Below are 22,112 nucleotides of genomic sequence, written 5' to 3'. Positions count from 1 at the left end.
AGCAGCCGGAAACGCCTGCGCGGCGGCGCCGAAGCACCGCCGCGCGGACGCACTGCCCATCCCCACAGACCACACCCCACCAGGGCTCAGGCGGGGCTTACCACAGCCGGGTGAAGTGGACGGCGACGTTGTCGTTGCCCTGCTGGAGCGCGGTCCACGCGGAGCCGTTGACCTGAGCGGTGTTGCTCTGGTTCGAGGCGCCGTTGCCCACCGCGTTCTGCTGGGTGGTGGAGGAGTTGCCGTTGTTGTTGTGGCCGACCCCGCTGCCGATGATGCCCGCCGTGCCGGCGTTGGCGCTCGATCCGTGGTCCGCGATCGCACCGTTGTCCGCTGTCGCGACACCGGCGAAAAGGGCGGCGGCGAGCGGGAGGGCGGAGACGGCGGCGAGAACGCGGGCGGTACGGATGCTTGCCATGTTGTTTCCTCTCAGAGCCCGGCTGTGCCGGACGTTCGTCAAGTAAGCCTTTTTCCCGGGCAGTTGGCCGACCGCCCCGGTGGTTGTCTTCGACGTCGCGAGACCAGAGTTGCCCACCGAATCCCCGGCGAACCACCCCGGAAGCCCTTATTCGCCCTCAAGCGTGATGACAAGTCGATAAACCCCTTTCACCATCTTTGGTTGACTCTCACCCCAGTCGTGACCACTCGGGACAACACCCCACATCAAGCCCTCCAAGGGAAAAACCGTTCCGCTCCCGATCCGCGCCCCCGCCACCGCCACCGGCGTGTCACACCGGCACCCCCTTCCTTTTTTCGAACGCGCGTACGAAAATAGATGCATGGCCACCACCGATCGGCAGGCCACGACGCTGGCCCTCGCACACGCCCTGTCAGCCGCCGAGCGCGGCCTGGCCGTCATCCCCCTGTCCCGCACCAAGCTCCCCGCCCTGCGCTCCCCCCACCGCCTCGACCCCGACGCCGCGCCGCCGCCCTGCCACGGCGAGTGCGGCCGCCCCGGCCACGGGGTGTACGACGCCACCACCGACCCGACCCGCATCCGCGAACTGTTCGCCGCGGCGCCCTGGGCGACCGGCTACGGCATCGCCTGCGGGCTGCCCCCGCACCGTCTGATCGGCGTCGACCTGGACGTGAAGGGCGGCACGGACGCCACGGGCGCCCTGCGGGAACTGGCCCTGCGGCACCTGTTCACCATCCCGCCCACGGTCGTCGTCCTCACCCCGAGCGGCGGCCGCCACCTCTGGCTGACCGGACCGCCGGACACCGTCGTCCCCAACTCGGCCGGCCGGCTCGCCCCCGGCATCGACATCCGCGGTGCCGGCGGCTACCTGGTCGGTCCGGGCTCCCGCACCGACCACGGCGTCTACGCCGTCGCCCCCGGCACCGAGCACCTGGTCCCCGCGCCCTGTCCCCCGTCCCTGCTCCGCCTCCTGCTCCCGCCGCCGCGCGCGCCGCACCCCGCGACCCACCCCTCGGTCGGCAACCGCGGCCAGGGCCTGGTCCAGTTCGTCCTCTCCGCCCACGCGGGTCAGCGCAACACCCGCCTCTTCTGGGCGGCCTGCCGCGCCTACGAGAACGGCATCGGCCGCGCCCTGCGGGCTCCGCTGATCGACGCGGCGGTCCACACGGGCCTCACGGAACAGGAGGCCCGCGCGACGATCGCGTCGGCGGCCCGCATGACCGGCCACCGGCCCTGACCCTGAGACGCCCTGAGAGGTTCTGCGGAGCCCTGAGAGGTTCCGCGGAGCCCTGAAAATCGAACACACCCGGGCCGCCCCCACGTCTAGCCTTCCCTCCATGACCCTGACCCGTGTCGTCCTCACCTCCGGGCGAGTGATCGGTCTCTCCCACCTCCGGCTCTCGTCGACGTACAGCGGACTGCTGGAGGGCTATCCGAACCAGAGCCTGAACGACCGTCGCATCGAACGCCTGTTGGCCGCGGCCACCGCCGAGTACCCGCACACCCCGACCCATCTGGTCCCGCCCCCGCGCGAACACCCCGACGACGACCGCGCCCGCCCCTTCGGCCCGGTGGAGATCCTGCCGCCCGTCGCCTGCACCGGCCTGTTCGATTCCGCGCCCGTCGCCCCGGACATCGACCAGGTCCTCCACGGCTCGGCCCTCACGATCGTCTGGTTCCAGGCCACACCTCAGCCGCCGTCGGGCCACGACGCGGACCAGGGGCTGCGGGAGGTGGCCTGGGAGGAGCTGGCGGCGGACTACGAGATCTGAGGGGCTGATCTCTGGTATCCGCGCGCTGCGCGCCGCGACTTGGGAATGCCGAGGCAGCTACGAAAGATGCGCGGACGCAGACTTTCGGGAACTGATCGGGTCGGCACCCGCTCGCCATGCTGGCGGCATGGATCAGGCGAAGATTTCCCGGCGTGCCCTGGTGGGCACCGCCGCGGCCGCCACCGCCGCCGCTGCCACCGCCGCCGCCACCGCCGCTGTGACGGCCGGGGCGGCCCCGGTCGTCACGGCGGCCAGGGCGGCCCCGGCTCCGCGGGCGACGTCCGTGGTGGAACCGGGGACGTTCACCCTCAGCGTCGGCAGCGCCTCGGACCGCCTGCACCAGCGGATCTCCCTGACCGTGTCCTGACCCGCCCCACCACCACCGAAAAACCGGAAACCGGAGAACCGGAGAACCGGAGAACCGGAGCACCGGAGCACCGGAGCACCGGAGCACCGGAGCACCTGAAAACCGGGGAATCGGAGAACTGGAGAACTCCATGAACACCGCCGACACCCCCCTCGCCGAGGCCGACTACATCGCGGCCACCGCCGACGAGCTGAGCCGCAAGCAGGGCGCCGACAGGGCCGCGGCGCTGGTCAGCCAGAAAGCCCTCTTCCAGCGCCGCGGCCGGATCGTCCTCCGTCCCGACCGGCTCGTCCTCACCAACTGGTCGGACACCGGCCCCCTCGTCCTGGCCCGCACGGACATCACCGCGGCCGAGACCCGCTTCACCGAGCTCTACGGCCGCTTCATGGGCGGCCTTCTCAACGCCGGCAAGCCCCTCATCCTCACCACCACCGCCGCCGTTCCGTCCCCGGGCGACATCTACCTGCTCGTCAACCGCCGTGAGTTCATGGAGACGACCGACGACAGGCAGTGGGAGAAGCGCATCAACGACTGGCTCAGCGACTGATCCCGGCGGCCGGCGGGACCGCCGGCGCGGCCGCCGAGAAGTCGTACCCGGACCATTCGCTCAACCGTTCAAAGCCGAGGCGCTGGTACAGCGCGTTGCTGGTGGGGTTGGACAGGTCCGCGAACAGGACGACGTCCTGCGCCCCCGCGGCCAGCGCGGCCCGGCTCACCTCCGCCGTCACGGCCGCCGCGTAACCGCGACCGCGCAGGTGGGCCGGGGTGTAGACGACGTCCACCTGCATCTGGCCGCCGATCAGCGGATTGAGTCCCGCGACGGAGACGGGAGTGCCGTCCGGGGTCTCCCACAGGGTGTAGGTCTTGTCGGCGAAGCGCGTCCCGGCCCAGGTCCCCGCGTCGATGACCACGTCCTCCCCGACAGCCTTGGCGAACTCGCCGCACCAGAACATGGCCTCCTCGAGGTCCTGCTCGCCGAGGACGCGGCCCCGGCCCGCCGGCAACGGGTCCGGTGGGGTGAGCGTGCCGAGGCGGTACAGGCACAGCCGCGTGTCCCGGAGCGTCGGCGTCGCGCCGGTGCGCCGCTGCCAGGCCTCGGCGAAGGCGGTGGCCGTGCCGTGGTCCGCGCTGACGGAGGGAACGGGGTCCCCGAGGCCGGCCAGCCGGTCGGCGAGCGAGTCGGCCTGCTCGGGCGTGAGCGGGGAGAGGCCGAACCCACGGGGCGGGAGGCGGTAGCAGGTGGCGTGCACCTCACCGCCCCGCTCCAGCATCCCGAAGACGGGGACGCCGGGGCCGAACGCCGCGGCCCCTCGCACCCGCACCCTCTCGGCCCACGTCGACTGCATGACGTGCGGGCCGGGACGCGAACGCAGGAACTCCCCGGCGCGGGCGAGGAATTCGTCGACATCATGGGTCAGGTACCAGTCGGATGAGCGCATGCCCCATGCCCTACCACTCGGACCACGCAACCAGTCGGACCCCGCCGGACCTACCCCCTGCCGAACAGGAAAGCGCAGGTCGCCAAGATCCCCGACGGGACCCCGGACAAGAAGTGGCAACCTCTCATGATCAAGCCCTCTACCAGCGAAGATCCGCGGGTAGAGGGCTTGTCGCCGTGGACGCGGATCGGCGGTCAGGCTGCCGGTATCGGCGATCCCGCGGTTTGACGATCAGAAGGAGACGGTGATGCCGACCTGGTGGTACTGGCCGACGGTGTCCAGGACGCCGTCCTTGACCGCACCGAACTGAGTCACGAGGTCCGAGCTGCTGACCGCCGTGGGACCGGCGGCGATGCCGACCTGCGGGCTCAGGCCGCCGGAAACGGTGTCGAGTTCGGCGTCAGTGATTTCAAGGGTCTGAACCTGGGGAGCGGAGTTCATGAGGAAACTGCCCTTCATATGGATGTTCCACAAGGGGGAGCGGCCAAGCTGGGGATAGCCGATGGGCCGCGACCGCAGGCCCGCGCCATCCGTTTCCGGACGTCTTGGCGCGATCCAGGCGGCGCGAAGGATCAAATCACGGGGCGTGCCCGGCATCCAGTCGCTCACCGCTCCTGGCAGGGCAGTTGGAACGGTCGAGTACTCATCCATGCGCGCATGCACACGAATTGAGGGCAGCTTCTCTACATGTAGCCCGGCACCGGAAACCGACAGCTATTGCCACGGCAGCTCCGACCACGACAACTCCGCCCCAACCGAACGCCCCCGTGCCGCAGTTGCGCATTCGCTGTAAAGATTCAGTCGCCTTTGCATCCGCGCGCATCCGCGCGCCCTTCAGGACCTTGCCCACCGCGTTCGGCGGCCCGTACACCGCCGGCCCCGTGAGACTCAGCTTCCCGGTCGGCATGGCCCGGACGGCGACACGATCGGCGCGGTCGTTTCCGGTCGCGAAGAGGACGGAGCTGAGGACGGCACGGGGCAGGGCGGGGCCGACACCCGGGCGTCGTCGAACGCATGGCCGCCATCGGGATCACCGTCAGCCACGCCGTGGAGCAGCCCGAGCCTCGGCAGGCGACCGCCGAGGAGGCATCGCTCCTCGGTATCCAGAAGGCCGCTCTCGTCACCCACATCCGGCGGACCTATTACAGCGACCAGGGACGGCCCGTGGAGACCGCGGACATCATCGTGCCCGCCGCCCACTGCGAGATCGTCTACGAGATTCCCATCAACCGGTAGGCGACAGCCCCCTCAGGCCATGATCCGAGGCCTTCAGGTCGTGCCCCAGCCGTGCCCCTTGCGTGCCCGATAGAGCGGGAAACCAGGGGGAACAGCGGTGACCGAGAGGGAGCGCACACGCCAACGGCCCCCGACCGTCTTGCCTGGTCAGGGGCCGTAAACGTCAAGCGGTGGGTGTGGGATTTGAACCCACGGTGACATCGCTGCCACGACGGTTTTCAAGACCGTTCCCTTAGGCCGCTCGGGCAACCCACCCCGCGCCGACGGAGGTCGGCGCGGGGAACAGAGTAACCGGTCCGTGCGGGCGGGTGCGGGTCAGTTGTCGCCGACGCGGGCGCCGAGGGTGACGGTGGTCGTGTGTTCGCTGCCGCCCCGCTTGTAGGTGATCTCGACCTTGTCGCCGGGCTTGTGGGTCCAGATCTCGCCGATCAGTGTCGGGCCGCTGTCGATCACCCTGTCGTCCAGCTTGGTGATGACGTCGCCGGGCCTGAGGCCGGCCTTGTCCGCGGGGCCGCCCGACTCCACCGCGGCGGAGCCGCCCGAACCGGAGTCGGTGATCTGGGCGCCGGAGGTGCCGTCCTCCAGCGACACCGACGCGCCGATCTTCGCGTAGACCGGCTTGCCGGTCTTGATCAGCTGCTGGGCCACGTACTTGGCCTGGTTGATCGGGATGGCGAAGCCGAGACCGATCGAGCCCGACTGCCCGGTGCTGCCCAGGCCGCCGCTGGACGCGGACTGGATCGCGGAGTTGATGCCGATCACCGCGCCGGAGGCGTCGAGCAGCGGACCGCCGGAGTTGCCCGGGTTGATGGAGGCGTCGGTCTGCAGGGCGCTCATGTACGACGCCTTGCTGGTGGAGCTGCCGTCGCTGGAGGCGACCGGGCGGTTCTTGGCGCTGATGATGCCCGTGGTGACCGTGTTGGACAGGCCGAAGGGGGCACCGATCGCGATCGTCTCGTCGCCGACGGCGACCTTGTCGGAGTCGCCCAGGGCGAGCGGCTTCAGGTCCGACGGCGGGTTCTTGAGCTTGATCACCGCGACGTCGTAGCCCTGGGCATGGCCGACGACCTCGGCGTCGTACTTCTTGCCGTCCGGGAACGTCGCGGTCAGCTTGCCGCCGTCGAGGGAGTCGGCGACCACGTGGTTGTTGGTGATGATGTGGCCCTGCTTGTCGAAGACGAAGCCGGTGCCGGTGCCTCCCTCGCCGTTGGTGCCCTCGGACTCGATGGTGACCGTGCTGGGCAGCGCGTTCTGGGCCACCGCCGCGATGGTGCCGGCGGCGCGCTTGACCTGGGTGGCGCCGCCGCTGGAGGACGCGGAGATGGTCGTGGAGCCGCCGTCGTCGTTGTTCTTCGCCAGCGTGTAACCGAGGCCGCCGCCGAGGCCGCCCGCGACCAGCGCGGCCACCAGGACGGCGGCGATCAGGCCGCCGCGCCCGCTGCCCTTCTTCGGCGCGTGCTGCGGCTGCTGGAACGGCTGGTGCTGGTACTGCTGGTACTGCTGGTGCTGCTGGTCGTACGACGAGCCCCAGCCGGCGCCGGCGCCCGGGTCCGCGTAGGCGGGGGTCGCGGGGGGCGGCGGCGGCCAGGCGGCGTCGGGGGCCTGAGGTGCGGGCCCGTAGGGGTCGCTCGCGGGCGCACCCTGGGGCGTCGGCGCGATCGGGCCGGTCGGCGCTTCCCCGCCGTCGGACGCGGCTGCCTGGGGCGGGGCGGCGGGAGACGACGGCGGCACGGGAGGTGCGGACGGGGCCGGGGGTACCGGGTTGCCCTCGTTCTCGGTGCTCACAGCTTCTCTCCTCGGTCCACGGCTCTTCTTCTCGGTCGCACTCGGTCACGCTCTTTCACGCTTGCTGTCGGTCCGGCGCGATTCGGCTGTGCATGTGCTTTTGTATGCCGTCAGCTTTTCCCACAGGCCGTCAGGGCACCATAAGCGGTGGCTGTGGGTACACGGACAACCTTTATATAGTGCTTGTCCGACAAAAGTTCTCTTTACCGGCATCGGTGATGCCCCCAGCCACCCCCGCTCGGTGGCACCATGTCGCGGTGACCCACGCACCACAGCATCGCATCCAGGTCGTCGCGCACCGCGGGGCCTCCGAGTACGCCCCCGAGCACACGCTGGCCGCGTACCGGAAGGCCATCGAGGACGGCGCCGACGCCCTGGAGTGCGACGTACGCCTGACCGCCGACGGCCACCTGGTGTGTGTCCACGACCGGCGGGTCAACCGTACGTCCAACGGGCGGGGCGCGGTCTCGGCCCTGGAGCTCGCGGACCTGGCCGCCCTGGACTTCGGTTCGTGGCGGAAGGGTCCGGCCTGGCGCGGGCGGGACGAGGAGCCCGACTGGGAGTTCCGGCCCGAGGACCGCGCGGACACCGCCGTACTGACGCTGGAGCGGCTGCTCGAGCTGGTCGCCGACGCCGGGCGGCGGGTGGAGCTGGCGATCGAGACCAAGCACCCCACGCGGTGGGCGGGGCAGGTCGAGGAACGGCTGCTGGTCCTGCTCAAGCGGTTCGGGCTGGACGCGCCGGCCGCCCCGGAGGAGTCGCCGGTGCGGGTCATGAGCTTCTCCGCGCGGTCGCTGGCCCGGGTGCGGGCGGCCTCGCCGACGCTGCCGACGGTCTATCTGCTGCAGTTCCTCTCGCCCCGGCTGCGCGACGGGCGGCTGCCGGCCGGGGTGCGGATCGCGGGCCCCTCGATCCGGATCGTGCGCAATCACCCGGCCTACATCGAACGGCTGCAGCGCAACGGCCACCGGGTGCACGTCTGGACGGTGAACGATCCTGAGGACGTGGACCTGTGCGTGGAACTCGGCATCGACGCGATCATCACCAATCGGCCGGCCGCCGTGCTGAGCCGGCTGGGGCGCTGAGCGGCACCCGGGGCGGCGGCCCAGGACCGTCCTGACCAGGGCTCAGATAAAGAGTCGAGTAAGGACATCTCGCATCCCTTGACCCGACAACCCGCCCACAGCATCCTCACTTCTCGGCCACACCATCGAAATTCAGCCACACGTAGCCATATCCGGGGGATCTGGCGACGACCCGTCACAGGGAGTGCTCCGGCGCGTTCGGCACGTATTCGTCCGTTGCGAATGCGTCACCGGGCATTCATTGGCCGGTTTCCGGTTCAGGCCAATGGGGCATCCACACCGTGGCGTGGGGCAAAGGAGGTCTCGGGGGTGGCGTTGGTGGTGGCACAGGAGGTGCCCACGTCGTCGAGCATGGCCGTACCCCATGGCCCTGCGGGCGTGGGGAAGGCGAGACACCGGATGCGCAATCAGTTGCGCACGGGCGGCCTGTCGGAAGCGGTCATCGACGATGCCGTACTGATCCTTTCCGAACTTTTGAGCAATGCCTGCAAACACGGGCGCCCCCTGGGGGACGCCCTGGCCGGGGACGGCGACGTCCGGGCCGCCTGGCAGGTGGACACGCGCGGCCGGCTGATCGTCGAGGTGACGGACGGCGGCGGCCCGACCCGCCCGGCCCCCATGACCCCGTCGGTCACGGCGCACGGCGGTCGCGGGCTGAACATCATCACGGCCCTGGCCGACGACTGGGGCGTGCGGGACGATGCCCGGGGCGAGGTGACCGTCTGGGTCGTGGTCCACAAGGACGTGCGCGGACCGGGCACCCCGGACCGCCGCGACGCCTTCGCTACGCGCGTCACGGCACCCCGCGTCCCGGAGATGACCGACCTGGACTTCGCGGACTCCTTCGACGACCTGGACTGAATCGTCGACGACCCGGACCGACGCGGCTCCGTCGACCTGGACCGAGCCCTCGGCGCCCCGGACCGGGCGGATGCGCGACGGTGCCTCCGTCGACAGGGTGACCGGCCGTCCGCAGGGTGACCGGCCGTACGGTCCGTGGCGGCGCCGTCGTCCACAGGTTCCCGTGGTCCGGGGCATGAACGGCTAGGCTCCCGCCCGTACGAGACGAGCCGTAACCGGGAGACACCCAGATGGCCAAGAAGCGACCCCAGACGACGGCCACGCGGCCGCAGCCCGGCGATGCAACCCACGCCGAAGGCGCTGATGTGAACTATCCGGTCGTCGGTGCCCGGGAGCCCTGCCCCTGCGGCAGCGGCCGCCGCTACAAGGCGTGCCACGGCCGGGCGGCGGCGCACGCGGCGACCGAGCTGGTGCACCGCCCGTTCGAGGGGCTGGCCGGCGAGGGCGACTGGGTGGCGCTGCGCGAACTGGTCCCCGCCGCCACCGTCGAGCTGACCCTGAAGGACGGTCTGCCCGAGGGCGTCCCCTCGGTCACGCTCGCCACCGTGCTGCCGATGGCCTGGCCGGCGCTCCGCCGCGACGACGGCACGGTCCTGCTCGGCCTGCAGAACGACACGGCCTCCGGCGACATCAGCCGCGACCTCGCCGACACGCTCCGGCGCGCCCTCACCGCCGAGCCGGGCACCCCGGTACAGGGCCGCCGCGCCCCTGCCGACAGCCCCCGGCTGCAGGACCTGCTCGACCCGAAGGGGCCGTTCGAGCCAGTTGTGCACGACGGCTTCGAGTTCTGGGTGCAGGACGCCGCGAACGCCACCCCGGACGTGACCGCCTCCCTGGAGCGGGCCAACGCGGCGGCCATCCCGACGGTGAAGCTGACCGGCGTCGACTCCGCCTACTGGTGCGAGACGCCCGAGAAGAACCACCTGCGGTGGGTCATGCCGTACCCCGAGGAGCAGCTTCTGGACGCTCTCGCGCGGCTGCACGCGGCGGGCCGGTCCGGCCTGGGCGAGGGGACCCGGCTGGTCGGCTCCTTCCGTGCCCACGGCCTCACCGTGCCGGTCTGGGACCTGCCGAGCGAGGTCGGCGCCGAGGACGTGGAGAAGCCTGCCGCCGAGTTCGCCGAGCGCCTCGCGACCGCGCTGGCCTCGACGGCACCGCTCACCGCGGACGAGCGACGGGCCCGCGGCGGACTCACCAACCGACAGGTCACGCTCAGCTGACGATCGGCGCGGGCACAGGGTCGCGGCTGACCGGTCGGTCAGCCGCCCCAGGCCCGTCGACTCCGGTGACTCCTGTCACAACTTCCCTACACGGCAAGCAAATGCGTGTCCGAATAGCCGAGATCGAATTTGCGAACCGCCGATCTCTTGTTACCGTCTCAGTAGCCCGGTTGCTGGTGCATCCCCCGTCGCCAGCAATCGGGCCTTTTCATGTCCGCGTCCGGTGTACGGACCGCAGTGGTCCGTCAACTCCCGTGCGACTACTGGGAGTTGCTCAGGACGGAGTCCCCGGCACCGCCGTCACCCGAGTTGCTCGCCGAGCGCAGCAGCAGCGGGCCGTCACCGTCGCGCGCCGCGAACTCCGTGACGGCCGTGTAGGCGTCCAGCGCGCCCCGGGTGTGCTCCCGGGGCGTCTCACAGGTGGCCGGCTCGTCGTCGGCGGCGGCGTCGGCGGCGCAGTGCGTCTGCACGGTGCGGCCGTTCGGGCCGAGGAGGCTCAGCACGCCCTCGAGGGCCGCGCCGGTGGCGTTGCGGTAGTAGGTGCGCGCCCAGGTGTCCGCGCCCTGGGCCATCACGCAGGTCTGCGCCTCGACGCCGTCGGGCGAGGTGAGTTCCGGACCGCAGCGGGCGGCCGTGGCGAGACCCAGGCCGAGCACCAGCGGGGACCGGACGGGCACCGGCAGCTTCTCGTCGTCGTGCCGGGCGGCGGGTACGGCGGCGTCGCCCACCTGTCCCGCGGACGCCACGGCCAGCGGCAGCGCTACCGCGCACACCATGACGCCCGCGAGGGCGAGGAGACGCACGTTCATGTGCGGAGGGTAACCAGGCGGACGCGACAAGCCGTGTTCGCGCGCCCGACACCCCTACAACTCGGGTGCGCTCACACCCGTACGGGTGAGGGCGTCGACCACGGCGTCCACCACGGCCTCCACATCGGGCACCCAGGGCTTGGCCGAGCCGGCCAGCGGGGCCCGCTCCCAGCGGATGGCACCCTGGCCGGTCTCGGAGGGCGGCAGGGCGAGATAGCCGCCCTCGCCGTGGAAGCGGAGCGAGCCGGGGACGAAGTCCTTGGCGTAGAGCAGCTCGCCCAGCTGCTCCATGGAGTACGGCTTGACGAGCAGCGCCCAGCGGGTGGGCGCGGCGACCACCGGGCCGAGGCGCATGCCGCGGCGGTCGAGGAGGGCAAGGGCGCGGGAGGCGGCGAGGGCCGGCAGGCTGACCGCGCAGGGTGCCTTGCCGCCGGCGGCGCCGGTGGCGAGGACGATCGGGGCCGTCGGCCGGTTCCCCCACCACCAGCGGACCATGCGCTCGTCCGTGGTGGCGGCGAGCAGGCCGGGGTCGAAGGGGTGTGCACCGGGCACCGTGCACTCGGGGTCGGGACACGCGCACCGGGCCCGCCCCTGAGGGTCGGGAGCCACGCCCGGGAGTACGGGCCACTGCCATTCCGTCGCGAAGGTCAGGGCCGCGCCGAGAAGCTCAGGCCCCTTGTCGTTCCGCCTGGACAGGAGCCTGCGTCGCCTTCCGAGGATCTCGCGCATGAGCGCTCGTTCCTTTCCGTTGCACCGCTGGCAACACCGTGGACCACATCACATCATGTGTCGATCACTTCACTGTGCGTACCTGTTGGCGCATCACACCCCTGCGCTGGGCAAGGGGAACCCCATCGGGGTCGAGCGGGGGCCGCGCCCGCGTTCACAAGAACTGCGTCGTACTGCTCGTACCGCGTACTGCACGTACTGCCCGTACTGCTCGCACTACGTCTCGTACTGCGTCTATCAAAAGCACGGCCACGGCGTGGGGGTGGCGAAGTCTGGCGTTTTGCCGTTCCGAGTGTTTCTCTCCGCCTCCGCCACGGGAGGATGGGGCACGGTCGTCGGTGGTTAAGACGCCCGGGTCCGTCGCCAGGTTCCGGGTGGTCCCCAACCACCCCTGGCCTTCACCGAGTACGTACCCATCACGACCGCTGTGACGCTCTGTGGAGCAAGGCCAGTCGACCGCAGTGAGCCGTTGCCCGAGTCAGTTTTAAGCCAACTTTGCTTTTGTGCAAGCGGTCCGGGAGAACCCGCCGAGAACACCTCAAGGGGCCCACGGACACCAGGAATCCCAGCAGGACAATGCTGGACATCCCCTCACGAGTGCGTGTACATGTGGAGACACCGCCGGCGGCGCAGAAAGACATGGGGGTTTGCGATGCTTTTGAGCAATACGCACAGGTCTGAAAGCCGGACGCGATGAACGCCCCGCACCCTCCGAAAGTGGCTGGAATCGATTCAACGGTCCCCACTCCCGCACACACTGTCGCGCCGGTTCCCCCCGCCCCGGCCGCACCTACGGTCCCGAAGGCCCCCGCCGCCCCGGCACCCGGCACCGTCCTCCAGGACCGGCTGGCCGGCTGGGTCTCCGACCTCACCACCCTGCACGAACTGACCGAACGGCTCGTCCGGACCGACGCGCTGGAACCGGCCCTCCACGAACTGCTGCGCGCCGGCGCCGCCCTGGTGGGCGCCCGGCGTGGGGTGGCGGCGCTGGAGCCCGCCGACGGGCTGGGCCCGCACACCACGCTCGGCCTCGGACTCGGCCGCGCCGACCTCGGCCACCTGGAGACGGTTCCGCGCGGCGCGCTGCCGTACGACACCGGCACCGCCGCCGAGACCGCGCACCCCGACCTGTTCGCCGAGGACGCCCTCGACCCGCGCCACCGCGAGGTCGCCGCCCGCCTCGGCTACGCCGCCAGCTACGCGCTCCCCCTCGGCACCTGCGCCGCCGACCGCCTCGGCGCGGTCGCCTGGCTGTACGACGAACCGGCCCAGCCGGACGAGCGCCGGCGCCACCTGACCGGCCTGTACGTCAGGCACGCGGCCGCGCACCTGGCCCGGCTGCTGGAGGTCGAGCGCACGCGCGCGTGCATGGCGACCATCGCGGAGGAACTGCTCCCGTCCCGGCTGCCCCGGGTGTCCGGCGTCCAGCTCGCCGCCCGGCACCGCACCGGCCCGCGCGGCGGCGGCGACTGGTACGACGCGCTGCCGCTGCCCGACGCCGCCCTCGGCCTCGCCGTCGGCTCCGTCACCGGCTCCGGGCCGAGCGCGGTCGCCGCGATGGGCCGGCTGCGCGCCTCGCTGCGGGCGTACGCCGTGATGGAGGGCGAGGACCCGGTCGCGGTCCTCTCCGACCTGGAGCTGCTGCTGCGGCTGACCGAGCCGGCCCGCTCCGCCACCGCCCTGTTCGCCTACTGCGAGCCCGCGCTGCGCAAGGTCACCCTCGCCGGGGCGGGGCACAGCCCGCCGCTGCTGATCGGGGAGCACCGCACGGAGTTCGCGGAGACCTCGGTGTCCGCGCCGCTCGGCATGCTCGCCTGCTGGGAGGCGCCCAGCGTGGAGATCGAGGCGGAGGCCGGCGAGACCGTGCTCCTCTACACCGACGGACTGCTGCACCGCACCGGCGACCCCATGGACCGCGCCTTCGCCCGGCTGCACACCGCCGCCGCGAGCGTCCCGCGCGCACTGCGCCACGACCCGGGCGCGATCGCCGACCACGTCCTGCGCACGGTGCTGCCGGGCGGCCTGGACGCGGCCGACAGCGATGAGGACGTGGTCCTGCTGGCGGCCCGGTTCGACTGACCGGTCAGTCAACAGGACGGTGCACGACGGAGGCGAACACACCTCACACGGCCGCGGGCCCACAGTGCCTGGGACGCCGTCCGGTACGACCGTACGATGGACGGGATCCACAGCAGTGTCGAGGAGGATAACCGTGTCCGACGAGCTGACCCCGGAAAATCCGGAGACCCCGGAGACCGAGCCGGAAGAGCCGATCAAGCAGCGCAAGAACGGCCTGTACCCGGGCGTGTCCGACGAGCTCGCCGAGAGCATGAAGTCCGGCTGGGCCGACACGGAGCTGCGCGATCTCCAGCCCGTCGAGCAGGCCGGGCACACCGCCCGCCGCCGCGCCGAGCTGTCCGCCCGCTTCCCGGGCGAGCGCCTGGTGATCCCGGCCGGCAACCTGAAGACCCGCTCGAACGACACGGACTACCCCTTCCGGGCGTCCGTCGAGTACGTCTACCTGACCGGCAACCAGACCGAGGACGGCGTACTCGTCCTGGAGCCGAAGGACGACGGTCACGTGGCCACCGTCTACCTGCTGCCCCGCTCCGACCGCGAGAACGGCGAGTTCTGGCTCTCCGGCCAGGGCGAGCTGTGGGTCGGCCGCCGCCACTCCCTCACCGAGTCCGAGGCGCTCTACGGCATCCCCGCCGCCGACGTGCGCGAGCTGGCCGACAAGCTGCGCGAGGCCACCGGCCCGGTGCGGGTGGTCCGCGGGTACGACGCCGGCATCGAGGCCGCGCTGACCGACAAGGTCACCGCCGAGCGCGACGAGGAGCTGCGGGTCTTCCTCTCCGAGGCCCGGCTGGTCAAGGACGACTGGGAGATCGGCGAGCTGCAGAAGGCCGTCGACTCCACCGTCCGCGGCTTCGAGGACGTCGTGAAGGTCCTCGACAAGGCCGAGGCCACCAGCGAGCGCTACATCGAGGGCACCTTCTTCCTCCGCGCGCGCGTGGAGGGCAACGACATCGGCTACGGCTCCATCTGCGCGGCCGGCCCGCACGCCTGCACGCTGCACTGGGTCCGCAACGACGGCCCGGTGCGCTCCGGCGACCTGCTCCTGCTGGACGCGGGCGTCGAGACGCACAGCCTCTACACCGCCGACGTCACGCGCACGCTGCCGATCAGCGGCACGTACAGCGAGATCCAGAAGAAGATCTACGACGCCGTGTACGACGCCCAGGAGGCCGGCATCGCGGCGGTGCAGCCGGGCGCCAAGTACCGCGACTTCCACGACGCCGCGCAGCGGGTGCTGACCGAGCGGCTCGTCGAGTGGGGGCTCGTTCAGGGGCCGGTGGAGCGGGTGCTGGAGCTGGGTCTGCAGCGCCGGTGGACGCTGCACGGCACCGGGCACATGCTCGGGCTCGACGTCCACGACTGCGCTGCCGCGCGGACCGAGACGTATGTGGAGGGCGTCCTGGAGGCGGGGATGGTGCTGACCGTCGAGCCGGGGCTGTACTTCCAGGCCGACGACCTGACCGTGCCGGAGGAGTACCGGGGTATCGGCGTCCGGATCGAGGACGACATCCTGGTGACGGCCGACGGGAACCGGAACCTGAGCGCGGGGCTGCCTCGGCGGTCGGACGAGGTCGAGGCCTGGATGGCTTCGCTCAAGGGCTGACGTGTGAGGTGAATGGCCGGGTACCAGAGGGGGTCCCCGGCCATTCGTCTGTCCGCGGGTTGTGTGCGGTTGCCCGCGCAGTTCCCCGCGCCCCTGGAGGGGCGCTCCAGTCGGGGCGCCGCAGAGAAGGCGGGGCGTCCGAGAACAACGCTTCGGCCGGCGGGCCCGAACGCCCCTTGTCAGGGGCGTGGGCAGGGGCCGGCAACGGCCTGTGAACGCCCGGGAGGCTGAACCAGTCGGGAAGCCACTGGTCACAGCGCCGGGACGCGGTTGTGCAGGATCCGCTGGAACAGCCGGCTGTCCCGCCATTCTCCATTGATGTGCAGATACTGCGGGGCGTCCCCGATCGTCTCGAACCCGCATTTCTTCAGCACGCGTTGGGACGTCGTGTTCTCGATCAGCGTGGACGCCTCGATCCGGTGAAGTCCCACCACGTCCCGGGCGATCTCGCAGACCCGTTCCAGCGCCGCGGTGGCCAGACCGCGGCCCTGCTGATCACCGGCCACCCAATAACCGACGTAAGAACTGCAGAAAGGACCGAGGGAAATTCCGGAAAGGGTGATAGCCCCGACGATCCGGCCGTCCTCGGCCGACTCCATGAGGCAGGGGGCCACGAGACCGTCCGCGGCCTGCCCGAGCAGGCCTTCGATGCGTTCGGCCTGGCCGTCGACGGTGAAGAAGGACTCGGGTCTGACCGGTTCCCAGGGTTCGAGATGACGTCTGCTGCCGACGTATGCGGCGCACAGCGCTTTCGCGTCGCCGACGGCAATGGGACGCAATATCACGCCGGGGACGAGCAGGCTTTCTTTAATCTTCCTGAGAATCATGCGCGCACCCTAGCGCGGGTGTTATGCCGGGGCGAGAGTCATGCCGAAAGCAGGGAAGGATCTTTCTTCCACTTGAGGATCTTGTCGAAGCTGACCACGGTGCCGCCGCGGCCCGGCTTGTTGCCGATGTGGACGTGATCCGCGAGTTCTCTGATGAGACAGAGGCCTCTCCCGTTCTCGGCGTCGGGACGGGCGGGCCTGATGTCCTGGGTACGGGCGAACCCCGGCGCGAGCCCCGGGCCCGAATCGGCCACTTCGATACGGCACTTCTCGCCGTCCAGGTACGCGGTGACCCGGTACGCCTCCGAGGTACGGCCGGCCCCGCCGTGCTCGACGGCGTTCGCACAGGCCTCGCTGAGGGCGACGGAGAGGTCGTAGGAGATGTCGGGGTCGACGCCCGCCGTCTCCATCGTGCCGATCAGCAGTCGGCGGGCGAGCGGCACGCTCGCGGCCTCACGCCGCAGATGGAGTGACCACCAGATGCTCATGCTCCAGCCTCCCGGCCGCGGCTCGACATACCGATACCTATTGCCACCCGTGCCCGGGTGTAAGCACTCCGTTGATGTGAGAACGCCCATCCGGGGGATGCGCGGGTGGATGTTTCGGTGTATGAGCGGGTGGTTCGCCACAAGGATGATCTTTCGGTTCTTTCTCCCCGTCACCGCCCTCGGGCGCAACGGAATCTTCCGGACCTGACGTCCAACGGGTGCGGGTCCAGTGGGATGATGAGCGCGCCATGACTGCCCCCCACCCGCGCGCGGCGCGCACCGGAAGCGGACTGCGGCTCCTGCGGGCCGCGGTGTTCGCCGCGCTCTGCGTCGTGCTGGCCGCGGCGGGGCACACCCTGGCCTCCTGCGCGACCGTTCCGCTGTGGACGCTCGGCGCGGGCTTCCTGGGCACCCTGGCGCTCGTCGCCCCGCTGACCGGCCGGGCCCGTTCGCTGCCGGGGATCGTGGCCCTGCTCGCGGTGATGCAGACCGTCCTCCACACGCTGTTCGGACTCGGTCAGCACGGCGGTTCCGCGATGTCCGGCGGCTCGATGTCCGGATCGTCCATGTCATCGATGCCGTCCATGTCGTCGATGTCCATGAGCGACACCACGCTGGTGGAGCGGGCCGCACGACTGGTGTGCGGGGCCGGGGCCGCGCAGATCAGCCCCGCCCACGCCTACAAGATCCTCACGGACGCGCATCTCAGCACCTCCGCTCCGGCCACCGGCACGAGCGGGGCGGCCCATGCCGCGGACGCCACCGGGGCCTCCGGCTCGCTGTTGCCCTCCGTGCCCATGCTGCTGGGACACGTTCTCGCGGCCGTAGTGGCCGGGTGGCTGCTGCGCCGGGGCGACCTGGCGCTGCTGCGGCTGATCCAGTTGTCGGCCGATTCGGCGCACGGGGTCGCCGAGGGGGCGCTGATCCGTGCCCTGCGCGGGGCGCTCGCGCTCGGGCGCGCCCTGTGCGCCGGGCTCGTGGCCGTGCCCGAGGCGCCCGCGCGTGACCGTCGCGGCGCCTGGGACATACCGCAGGCCCCGCGCACCGTCGCGCTCCAGCACTCCGTGATCCGGCGCGGGCCGCCGGTGGCCGCCGCCGTACTCGTTCTCGCCGCCTGACACGACGCGACCAGAGCACTCCCCGGGGTCTGCCCGGATCCGGAGGGGCCTGCCGCCGTCGTGCGGCACGCGCGCGTGCGCTTTCCGACAGCCGCTTTCGACCTCCTGCTGTCCAACGTCGACTTGCGGCTCTCAGCTCGCCACGCGCCCCCTCAACGACAGAACTCACTCGGAGTGGAGTGCTCCCTGCCATGAAGGCTTCCGTCATGACCGCCATGTCCGCCGTGTCCGCCATGAAGGCCTCGCGCGTCGTCGCCGTCGCCGCCGTCACGGGTACGGCCGTACTGGCCGTCTCCTCGCCCGCGTTCGCACACGTCAGCGTGCAGCCCGAGGGCACCGCCGCCAAGGGCGGCTACGCGGTCATCGACTTCAAGGTCCCCAACGAGCGCGACAACGCCTCGACCACCAAGATCGAGGTCAACTTCCCCGCCGACCACCCGATCGCGTCCGTGATGCCGCAGCCGATGGCCGGCTGGAAGATCGACGTCACCAAGTCCAAGCTGGCCAAGCCGCTGGAGATGCACGGCGAGAAGATCGACCAGGCGGTCGCCAAGGTCACCTGGACCGCCGAGGACAAGGGCATCGAGCCGGGCTACTTCCAGAAGTTCCCGCTCTCCGTGGGCGCCCTGCCCGAGAACACCGACGAACTGGTCTTCAAGGCCGTCCAGACGTACTCCAACAAGGAGGTCGTCCGGTGGATCGAGGTCCAGCAGAAGGGCCAGGACGAGCCGGAGAACCCGGCCCCGGTCCTCACGCTGTCCGCCGCCACCGATGATCACCACGGCTCGACAACGGCGGAGGACACCGCGGCCAGGACCGAGACCACGGCCTCCTCCGACGACTCGGGCTCCTCGAGCGGCACCGACACCACCGCCCGCGTCCTCGGCGTCGTCGGCATCGCCGTCGGCGCGGCCGGGGTCGCCTACGGCGTCCTCGCCGGTCGCCGCCGGTCCACCACCGGCACCGAGGCCTGAGTTCCGCGTCCGTAACGCGCACGGGGGGTCGTGCGACGCTGTGACAGCTGTCGGTCAGCTGTCGTACGGCCCCCCGTGCGCGCCGGATCTCTCACATCTGGGACATTTTCGTATGCGCAAGAAGACGTTCGCCGCGGCCGCACTGCTCGCCGCCGCCACCCTGACCCTCTCTGCCTGCGGCAGCGGCGACAACGACGCGAAGTCACCCGTCACCGTGGTCTCCGGGGACACCTCGAACAAGGCCGCGACCATCCTGGACACGCCGTTCGAGAAGCCCGATCTGGTGCTCACCGACACCCAGGGCAAGAAGTACGACCTGCGCGCGGAGACCAAGGGCAGGCCGACGCTGATCTACTTCGGCTACACGCACTGCCCCGACGTCTGCCCGCTGACCATGAACAACCTCGCGGTCGCCAAGAAGGCGCTGTCCAAGGCCGACCAGGCGAAGCTGCGGGTCGTGTTCGTCACCACCGACCCGGCCCGCGACACCCCGTCCGAGCTCGGCAAGTGGCTCAAGGGCATCGACCCGAGCTTCGTCGGGCTGACCGGCGACTTCGCCACCATCCAGGCCGGCGCCCGCACCCTCGGCATCTCCATCGAGCCGACCCACAAGGACAAGAAGACCGGCAAGGTCGTCTCGGTGCACGGCACCCAGGTCATCGCGTTCTCGCCGAGGACCGACGGCGGATACGTCCTGTACGGCGAGAACGCCACCGTCGACGACTACACCAAGGACCTCCCCAAGCTCATCAAGGGGGAGAACCCGTGAAAGCCAGGAACGCCGGGAACCCCGGCAACCCCGGGAAACGCCTCGCCCTGACCGGGATAGCCGTCGCGGGGGCGCTCGCCCTCGCGGGCTGCGGCGGCTCGGGGGCCTCGGGCTCCTCGGGGGCCGAGCTGTCCGTCGGCGCCTCCTACATGCCCCAGCCGGTCTCCGCCGACATGGCCGCCGGATTCCTGACGATCACCAACAGGGGCGGCACGAAGGACGAGCTCACCTCCGTCACCAGCGACTCCGCCGGTGAGATCACGATGCACGAGACCAACGGCGGGGCGATGGAAGAGGTCCACTCCTTCGAGGTGCCCGCACACGGTCAACTCGTGTTCAAAAGTGGTGGCAACCATCTGATGTTCGAGAAGCTGAAGCACCGCCCGGAACAGGGCGACACGATCACCTTGAAACTCAAGTTCGCCGAATCCGGTCCGCTCACCGTCGAGATGCCGGTGAAGTCCGCCACGTACAACCCGTCGACCGGACACTGAGGGAGGACCGACCTTGATGCGGACCATCACCCCCCGCCTGCGCACCGTGGTGCTGCTGTTCCTCGCCGTCACCGGCGCGCTGCTGGCCGGCGCCGGGCCGGCCTCGGCACACGCCGCGCTGACCGGCAGCGACCCCTCGCAGGGGGTGGTGGTCACCAAGGCGCCCGACCAGGTCTCGCTCACGTTCTCCGAGAACGTGTCGTTGAACAACAACTCGATCCGGGTCCTCGACCCCCAGGGCAAGCGGGTCGACCTGGCCAAGCCCGACAACCTGAGCGGGACGACGTACGGCGTGCAGCTCAAGAGCGGGCTGGGCAAGGGCACGTACACCGTCGCCTGGCAGGTCGTCTCGGCGGACAGCCACCCCGTCGCCGGTGCCTTCACCTTCTCCGTCGGGGCGCCCTCCAAGACCGTCGCCTCGGTCGGGGACCAGGAGGCGGGCGGCGGGGTCGTCGGCTGGCTCTACGGCTTCGGGCGGTACATGTCCTACGCCGGGTACATCGTTCTCGTCGGCGGCGCCGCCTTCGTCCTCGGCTGCTGGCAGCGCGGATCCGGGGTACGGGCCATGCAGCGCCTGGTCGTCGTCGGCTGGCTGACGCTCACCGCGGCCACCCTCTGGCTGCTGCTCCTGCGCGGCTCCTACACGACCTCCGGCAGCGTCGGCGACATCTTCGACCTGAACCTCCTCGGCCAGGTGCTGCAGACCAAGCCCGGGGCGGCCCTGGTCTCCCGGCTGCTGCTGCTCGCGGCGGCCGCCCTCTTCATCGCCGTGCTGTTCGGCGCCTACGACAAGCGCGAGGACGAGGAGAAGCGCGACCTGACCTTCGGGCTGGCCGTCGGCGGGGCCGTCGTGGCCGCCGGACTCGCGGCGAGCTGGGCCATGGCCGAGCACGCCTCCACCGGGCTCCAGCCGGGCATCGCGATGCCGGTCGACGTCATCCACCTGCTCGCCGTCGCCGCCTGGCTGGGCGGGCTCACCGCCCTGCTGGTCGCCCTCTACCGGGCGCCCGCCGACACCCCGGTCGAGTCCGCCGCCGTACAGCGCTTCTCCCGGCTCGCCTTCGGGTCGGTGCTCGCGCTGGTCGCCACCGGCGTCTACCAGTCCTGGCGCCAGCTCGGCTCCTGGTCGGCGTTCACCGACACGGCGTACGGCGAGCTGCTGCTGGTCAAGATCGGGCTCGTGGCCCTGCTCGTCGGCATCGCGTCCATCTCGCGACGGTGGACGGGGCGGCTCGTGGCCGCGGGGGTGACGGAGGCCGTCGAAGAGACCGGGGAGGAAGAGCCGGAGGAGTCAGAGGAGTCGGAGGCGAAGGAGACGGTCAAGGCGTCTGCTGCCACGAAGGAGGCCTCCGGCAAGGCCACCAGGTCCGGCACCGGTGTTCCCGCCGTCTCGGCCGTATCGAGTGGCACCGGTGTCCCGGGCAGGGCCACGGCCACCGGCGACGACCCCGAGCGGGCCGCCCAGCTCGCCCGGCAGCAGTCCGCCATGGAGACCGCCCGCCAGAAGCGGCTCCGGGACGGCGACCCGCATCGCTTCGGCCTGCGCCGCTCGGTGCTGGCCGAGGCCGGGGTCGCCGTCGCCCTGCTCGCGGTCACGACCGTGCTGACGCAGACCGAGCCCGGCCGTACCGAGCAGGACGCCAAGGCCGCCACCGCGGCCGCCTCGTCCTCTTCCGCGTCGAACTCGTCGTCGGGCGCGCTGACCCTCGACATGTCCTTCGACACCGGCGGCAAGGACGGCAAGGGCGTCGTCCGCGTCGACCTGGACCCCGCGACCGTCGGCAGCAACGAGATGCACGTCTACGTCCAGCGTCCCAACGGGCGGGCCTTCGACATCCCCGAGGTGAAGGTCGCCTTCACCCTCGATGCCAAGAAGCTCGGTCCGATTCCGGTCACCCCCGACCACATCACCACCGGACACTGGGCGGCCAACGGGGTGCAGATCCCCATCGCCGGCGACTGGAAGGTCTCCGTCACCGTGCGGACCTCCGACATCGACCAGGTGACCGTCTCCAAGAGCGCGCAGATCGGCTGAACCGCAC

23 protein-coding genes, 1 tRNA gene and 1 pseudogene are annotated in these 22,112 nt (G+C 71.0%); 15 read left to right on the top strand and 10 right to left on the bottom strand.

Features of this window, described 5'->3' with window-relative positions; all coding sequences use genetic code 11:
* Positions 1–97 precede the first annotated feature (97 nt).
* Positions 98–415, bottom strand: a complete 318-nt coding sequence (locus BLW82_RS21955) for a hypothetical protein (protein WP_093500996.1) — start codon at positions 413–415, stop codon at positions 98–100.
* Between the two features lie 361 nt (positions 416–776).
* Between BLW82_RS21955 and BLW82_RS21950 the strand changes: the two genes are divergently transcribed.
* From BLW82_RS21950 to BLW82_RS21935, 4 genes are all read left to right on the top strand, one after another.
* Positions 777–1,652 carry a bifunctional DNA primase/polymerase gene (locus tag BLW82_RS21950; RefSeq protein WP_093500994.1) on the top strand — a complete coding sequence of 292 codons (876 nt, stop codon included), beginning with the start codon at positions 777–779 and terminating at the stop codon, positions 1,650–1,652.
* A gap of 100 nt (positions 1,653–1,752) precedes the next feature.
* A complete protein-coding gene (locus BLW82_RS21945; protein WP_093500992.1) occupies positions 1,753–2,187 on the top strand; it encodes a hypothetical protein in 435 nt (144 codons plus the stop codon).
* A 127-nt stretch (positions 2,188–2,314) separates the two neighbouring features.
* Positions 2,315–2,554 (top strand): hypothetical protein, encoded by a 240-nt coding sequence (locus BLW82_RS21940; RefSeq protein WP_093500990.1) that lies wholly within the window; start codon positions 2,315–2,317, stop codon positions 2,552–2,554.
* Between the two features lie 130 nt (positions 2,555–2,684).
* Positions 2,685–3,101 carry a hypothetical protein gene (locus tag BLW82_RS21935; RefSeq protein ID WP_093500988.1) on the top strand — a complete coding sequence of 139 codons (417 nt, stop codon included), beginning with the start codon at positions 2,685–2,687 and terminating at the stop codon, positions 3,099–3,101.
* Here the strand turns inward: BLW82_RS21935 and BLW82_RS21930 are convergent.
* The 3 genes from BLW82_RS21930 to BLW82_RS46325 all read right to left on the bottom strand — a co-directional run bounded on the left by BLW82_RS21930 (position 3,091) and on the right by BLW82_RS46325 (position 4,975).
* Complete coding sequence (locus BLW82_RS21930; RefSeq protein ID WP_093500986.1) at positions 3,091–3,993, bottom strand: GNAT family N-acetyltransferase; 903 nt, start codon at positions 3,991–3,993, stop codon at positions 3,091–3,093. The genes BLW82_RS21935 and BLW82_RS21930 overlap by 11 nt on opposite strands.
* A gap of 231 nt (positions 3,994–4,224) precedes the next feature.
* A complete protein-coding gene (locus tag BLW82_RS21925; RefSeq protein WP_107408618.1) occupies positions 4,225–4,434 on the bottom strand; it encodes a hypothetical protein in 210 nt (69 codons plus the stop codon).
* Between the two features lie 202 nt (positions 4,435–4,636).
* Positions 4,637–4,975: a DUF2000 family protein gene (locus BLW82_RS46325; protein ID WP_371131502.1), complete on the bottom strand. Its 339-nt coding sequence runs from the start codon at positions 4,973–4,975 to the stop codon at positions 4,637–4,639.
* 17 nt (positions 4,976–4,992) lie between these two features.
* Between BLW82_RS46325 and BLW82_RS21915 the strand changes: the two are divergent.
* A pseudogene (locus BLW82_RS21915) lies at positions 4,993–5,229 on the top strand (UTRA domain-containing protein); the annotation flags it as partial.
* Positions 5,230–5,397: 168 nt separating this feature from the next.
* Here BLW82_RS21915 and BLW82_RS21910 read toward each other — a convergent pair.
* Positions 5,398–5,484: transfer RNA gene (locus BLW82_RS21910), tRNA-Ser, on the bottom strand.
* A gap of 60 nt (positions 5,485–5,544) precedes the next feature.
* On the bottom strand, positions 5,545–7,014 hold the full coding sequence (locus tag BLW82_RS21905; RefSeq protein ID WP_093500982.1) for a S1C family serine protease: 1,470 nt from the start codon (positions 7,012–7,014) through the stop codon (positions 5,545–5,547).
* Between the two features lie 257 nt (positions 7,015–7,271).
* On the opposite strand from BLW82_RS21905, the gene BLW82_RS21900 reads away from it, so the two are divergent.
* From BLW82_RS21900 to BLW82_RS21890, 3 genes are all read left to right on the top strand, one after another.
* Positions 7,272–8,099, top strand: a complete 828-nt coding sequence (locus tag BLW82_RS21900) for a glycerophosphodiester phosphodiesterase (protein ID WP_093500981.1) — start codon at positions 7,272–7,274, stop codon at positions 8,097–8,099.
* Positions 8,100–8,321: 222 nt separating this feature from the next.
* Positions 8,322–8,960 carry an ATP-binding protein gene (locus tag BLW82_RS21895; RefSeq protein ID WP_093500979.1) on the top strand — a complete coding sequence of 213 codons (639 nt, stop codon included), beginning with the start codon at positions 8,322–8,324 and terminating at the stop codon, positions 8,958–8,960.
* A 230-nt stretch (positions 8,961–9,190) separates the two neighbouring features.
* Entirely contained in the window at positions 9,191–10,180 is a 990-nt protein-coding gene (locus BLW82_RS21890) for a DUF5926 family protein (protein ID WP_093500977.1), read from the top strand.
* A gap of 260 nt (positions 10,181–10,440) precedes the next feature.
* On the opposite strand, the gene BLW82_RS21885 is transcribed toward BLW82_RS21890, so the two are convergent.
* The gene (locus BLW82_RS21885; RefSeq protein ID WP_093500975.1) at positions 10,441–10,989 is read right to left on the bottom strand and encodes a hypothetical protein; all 549 of its coding nucleotides are present in this window, start codon (positions 10,987–10,989) and stop codon (positions 10,441–10,443) included.
* A 54-nt stretch (positions 10,990–11,043) separates the two neighbouring features.
* Positions 11,044–11,718 carry a bifunctional DNA primase/polymerase gene (locus tag BLW82_RS21880; protein ID WP_093500973.1) on the bottom strand — a complete coding sequence of 225 codons (675 nt, stop codon included), beginning with the start codon at positions 11,716–11,718 and terminating at the stop codon, positions 11,044–11,046.
* Positions 11,719–12,411: 693 nt separating this feature from the next.
* Here BLW82_RS21880 and BLW82_RS21875 point away from each other — a divergent pair.
* Positions 12,412–13,797 carry a PP2C family protein-serine/threonine phosphatase gene (locus BLW82_RS21875; protein WP_093500971.1) on the top strand — a complete coding sequence of 462 codons (1,386 nt, stop codon included), beginning with the start codon at positions 12,412–12,414 and terminating at the stop codon, positions 13,795–13,797.
* A 133-nt stretch (positions 13,798–13,930) separates the two neighbouring features.
* Complete coding sequence (locus BLW82_RS21870; protein ID WP_093500969.1) at positions 13,931–15,400, top strand: aminopeptidase P family protein; 1,470 nt, start codon at positions 13,931–13,933, stop codon at positions 15,398–15,400.
* Positions 15,401–15,651: 251 nt separating this feature from the next.
* On the opposite strand, the gene BLW82_RS21865 is transcribed toward BLW82_RS21870, so the two are convergent.
* Entirely contained in the window at positions 15,652–16,227 is a 576-nt protein-coding gene (locus BLW82_RS21865; RefSeq protein WP_093500967.1) for a GNAT family N-acetyltransferase, read from the bottom strand.
* A 38-nt stretch (positions 16,228–16,265) separates the two neighbouring features.
* The gene (locus BLW82_RS21860; protein WP_093500965.1) at positions 16,266–16,715 is read right to left on the bottom strand and encodes an ATP-binding protein; all 450 of its coding nucleotides are present in this window, start codon (positions 16,713–16,715) and stop codon (positions 16,266–16,268) included.
* A 248-nt stretch (positions 16,716–16,963) separates the two neighbouring features.
* Between BLW82_RS21860 and BLW82_RS21850 the strand changes: the two genes are divergently transcribed.
* The 5 genes from BLW82_RS21850 to BLW82_RS21830 all read left to right on the top strand — a co-directional run bounded on the left by BLW82_RS21850 (position 16,964) and on the right by BLW82_RS21830 (position 22,105).
* Positions 16,964–17,833: a hypothetical protein gene (locus tag BLW82_RS21850; protein ID WP_093500961.1), complete on the top strand. Its 870-nt coding sequence runs from the start codon at positions 16,964–16,966 to the stop codon at positions 17,831–17,833.
* 233 nt (positions 17,834–18,066) lie between these two features.
* The gene (locus tag BLW82_RS21845) at positions 18,067–18,807 is read left to right on the top strand and encodes a YcnI family copper-binding membrane protein (protein WP_093508186.1); all 741 of its coding nucleotides are present in this window, start codon (positions 18,067–18,069) and stop codon (positions 18,805–18,807) included.
* Positions 18,808–18,919: 112 nt separating this feature from the next.
* On the top strand, positions 18,920–19,576 hold the full coding sequence (locus tag BLW82_RS21840; RefSeq protein ID WP_093500959.1) for an SCO family protein: 657 nt from the start codon (positions 18,920–18,922) through the stop codon (positions 19,574–19,576).
* A 47-nt stretch (positions 19,577–19,623) separates the two neighbouring features.
* Complete coding sequence (locus BLW82_RS21835) at positions 19,624–20,070, top strand: copper chaperone PCu(A)C (protein ID WP_371131501.1); 447 nt, start codon at positions 19,624–19,626, stop codon at positions 20,068–20,070.
* 13 nt (positions 20,071–20,083) lie between these two features.
* Positions 20,084–22,105, top strand: coding sequence for a copper resistance CopC/CopD family protein (locus BLW82_RS21830; RefSeq protein WP_093500955.1), 2,022 nt, complete (start codon positions 20,084–20,086; stop codon positions 22,103–22,105).
* Positions 22,106–22,112: the final 7 nt, after the last annotated feature.

The sequence above is a fragment of the Streptomyces sp. Ag109_O5-10 genome, assembly GCF_900105755.1.
Classification (GTDB): domain Bacteria; phylum Actinomycetota; class Actinomycetes; order Streptomycetales; family Streptomycetaceae; genus Streptomyces.
Note: the sequence above shows the minus strand (reverse complement) of the source record. Positions and strands in the feature narration are given on the sequence as shown.

Bases quoted from the DNA above. Each gene is read 5' to 3' on its own strand.
- BLW82_RS21885 (WP_093500975.1), bottom strand. From the start codon at position 10,989: ATGAACGTGCGTCTCCTCGCCCTCGCGGGCGTCATGGTGTGCGCGGTA.
- BLW82_RS21840 (WP_093500959.1), top strand. From the start codon at position 18,920: ATGCGCAAGAAGACGTTCGCCGCGGCCGCACTGCTCGCCGCCGCCACC.
- BLW82_RS21875 (WP_093500971.1), top strand. From the start codon at position 12,412: ATGAACGCCCCGCACCCTCCGAAAGTGGCTGGAATCGATTCAACGGTC.
- BLW82_RS21930 (WP_093500986.1), bottom strand. From the start codon at position 3,993: ATGCGCTCATCCGACTGGTACCTGACCCATGATGTCGACGAATTCCTC.
- BLW82_RS21955 (WP_093500996.1), bottom strand. From the start codon at position 415: ATGGCAAGCATCCGTACCGCCCGCGTTCTCGCCGCCGTCTCCGCCCTC.
- BLW82_RS21945 (WP_093500992.1), top strand. From the start codon at position 1,753: ATGACCCTGACCCGTGTCGTCCTCACCTCCGGGCGAGTGATCGGTCTC.
- BLW82_RS21890 (WP_093500977.1), top strand. From the start codon at position 9,191: ATGGCCAAGAAGCGACCCCAGACGACGGCCACGCGGCCGCAGCCCGGC.
- BLW82_RS21935 (WP_093500988.1), top strand. From the start codon at position 2,685: ATGAACACCGCCGACACCCCCCTCGCCGAGGCCGACTACATCGCGGCC.
- BLW82_RS21850 (WP_093500961.1), top strand. From the start codon at position 16,964: ATGACTGCCCCCCACCCGCGCGCGGCGCGCACCGGAAGCGGACTGCGG.
- BLW82_RS21865 (WP_093500967.1), bottom strand. From the start codon at position 16,227: ATGATTCTCAGGAAGATTAAAGAAAGCCTGCTCGTCCCCGGCGTGATA.
- BLW82_RS21845 (WP_093508186.1), top strand. From the start codon at position 18,067: ATGAAGGCCTCGCGCGTCGTCGCCGTCGCCGCCGTCACGGGTACGGCC.
- BLW82_RS21940 (WP_093500990.1), top strand. From the start codon at position 2,315: ATGGATCAGGCGAAGATTTCCCGGCGTGCCCTGGTGGGCACCGCCGCG.
- BLW82_RS21860 (WP_093500965.1), bottom strand. From the start codon at position 16,715: ATGAGCATCTGGTGGTCACTCCATCTGCGGCGTGAGGCCGCGAGCGTG.
- BLW82_RS21895 (WP_093500979.1), top strand. From the start codon at position 8,322: ATGCGTCACCGGGCATTCATTGGCCGGTTTCCGGTTCAGGCCAATGGG.
- BLW82_RS21880 (WP_093500973.1), bottom strand. From the start codon at position 11,718: ATGCGCGAGATCCTCGGAAGGCGACGCAGGCTCCTGTCCAGGCGGAAC.
- BLW82_RS21925 (WP_107408618.1), bottom strand. From the start codon at position 4,434: ATGAACTCCGCTCCCCAGGTTCAGACCCTTGAAATCACTGACGCCGAA.
- BLW82_RS21950 (WP_093500994.1), top strand. From the start codon at position 777: ATGGCCACCACCGATCGGCAGGCCACGACGCTGGCCCTCGCACACGCC.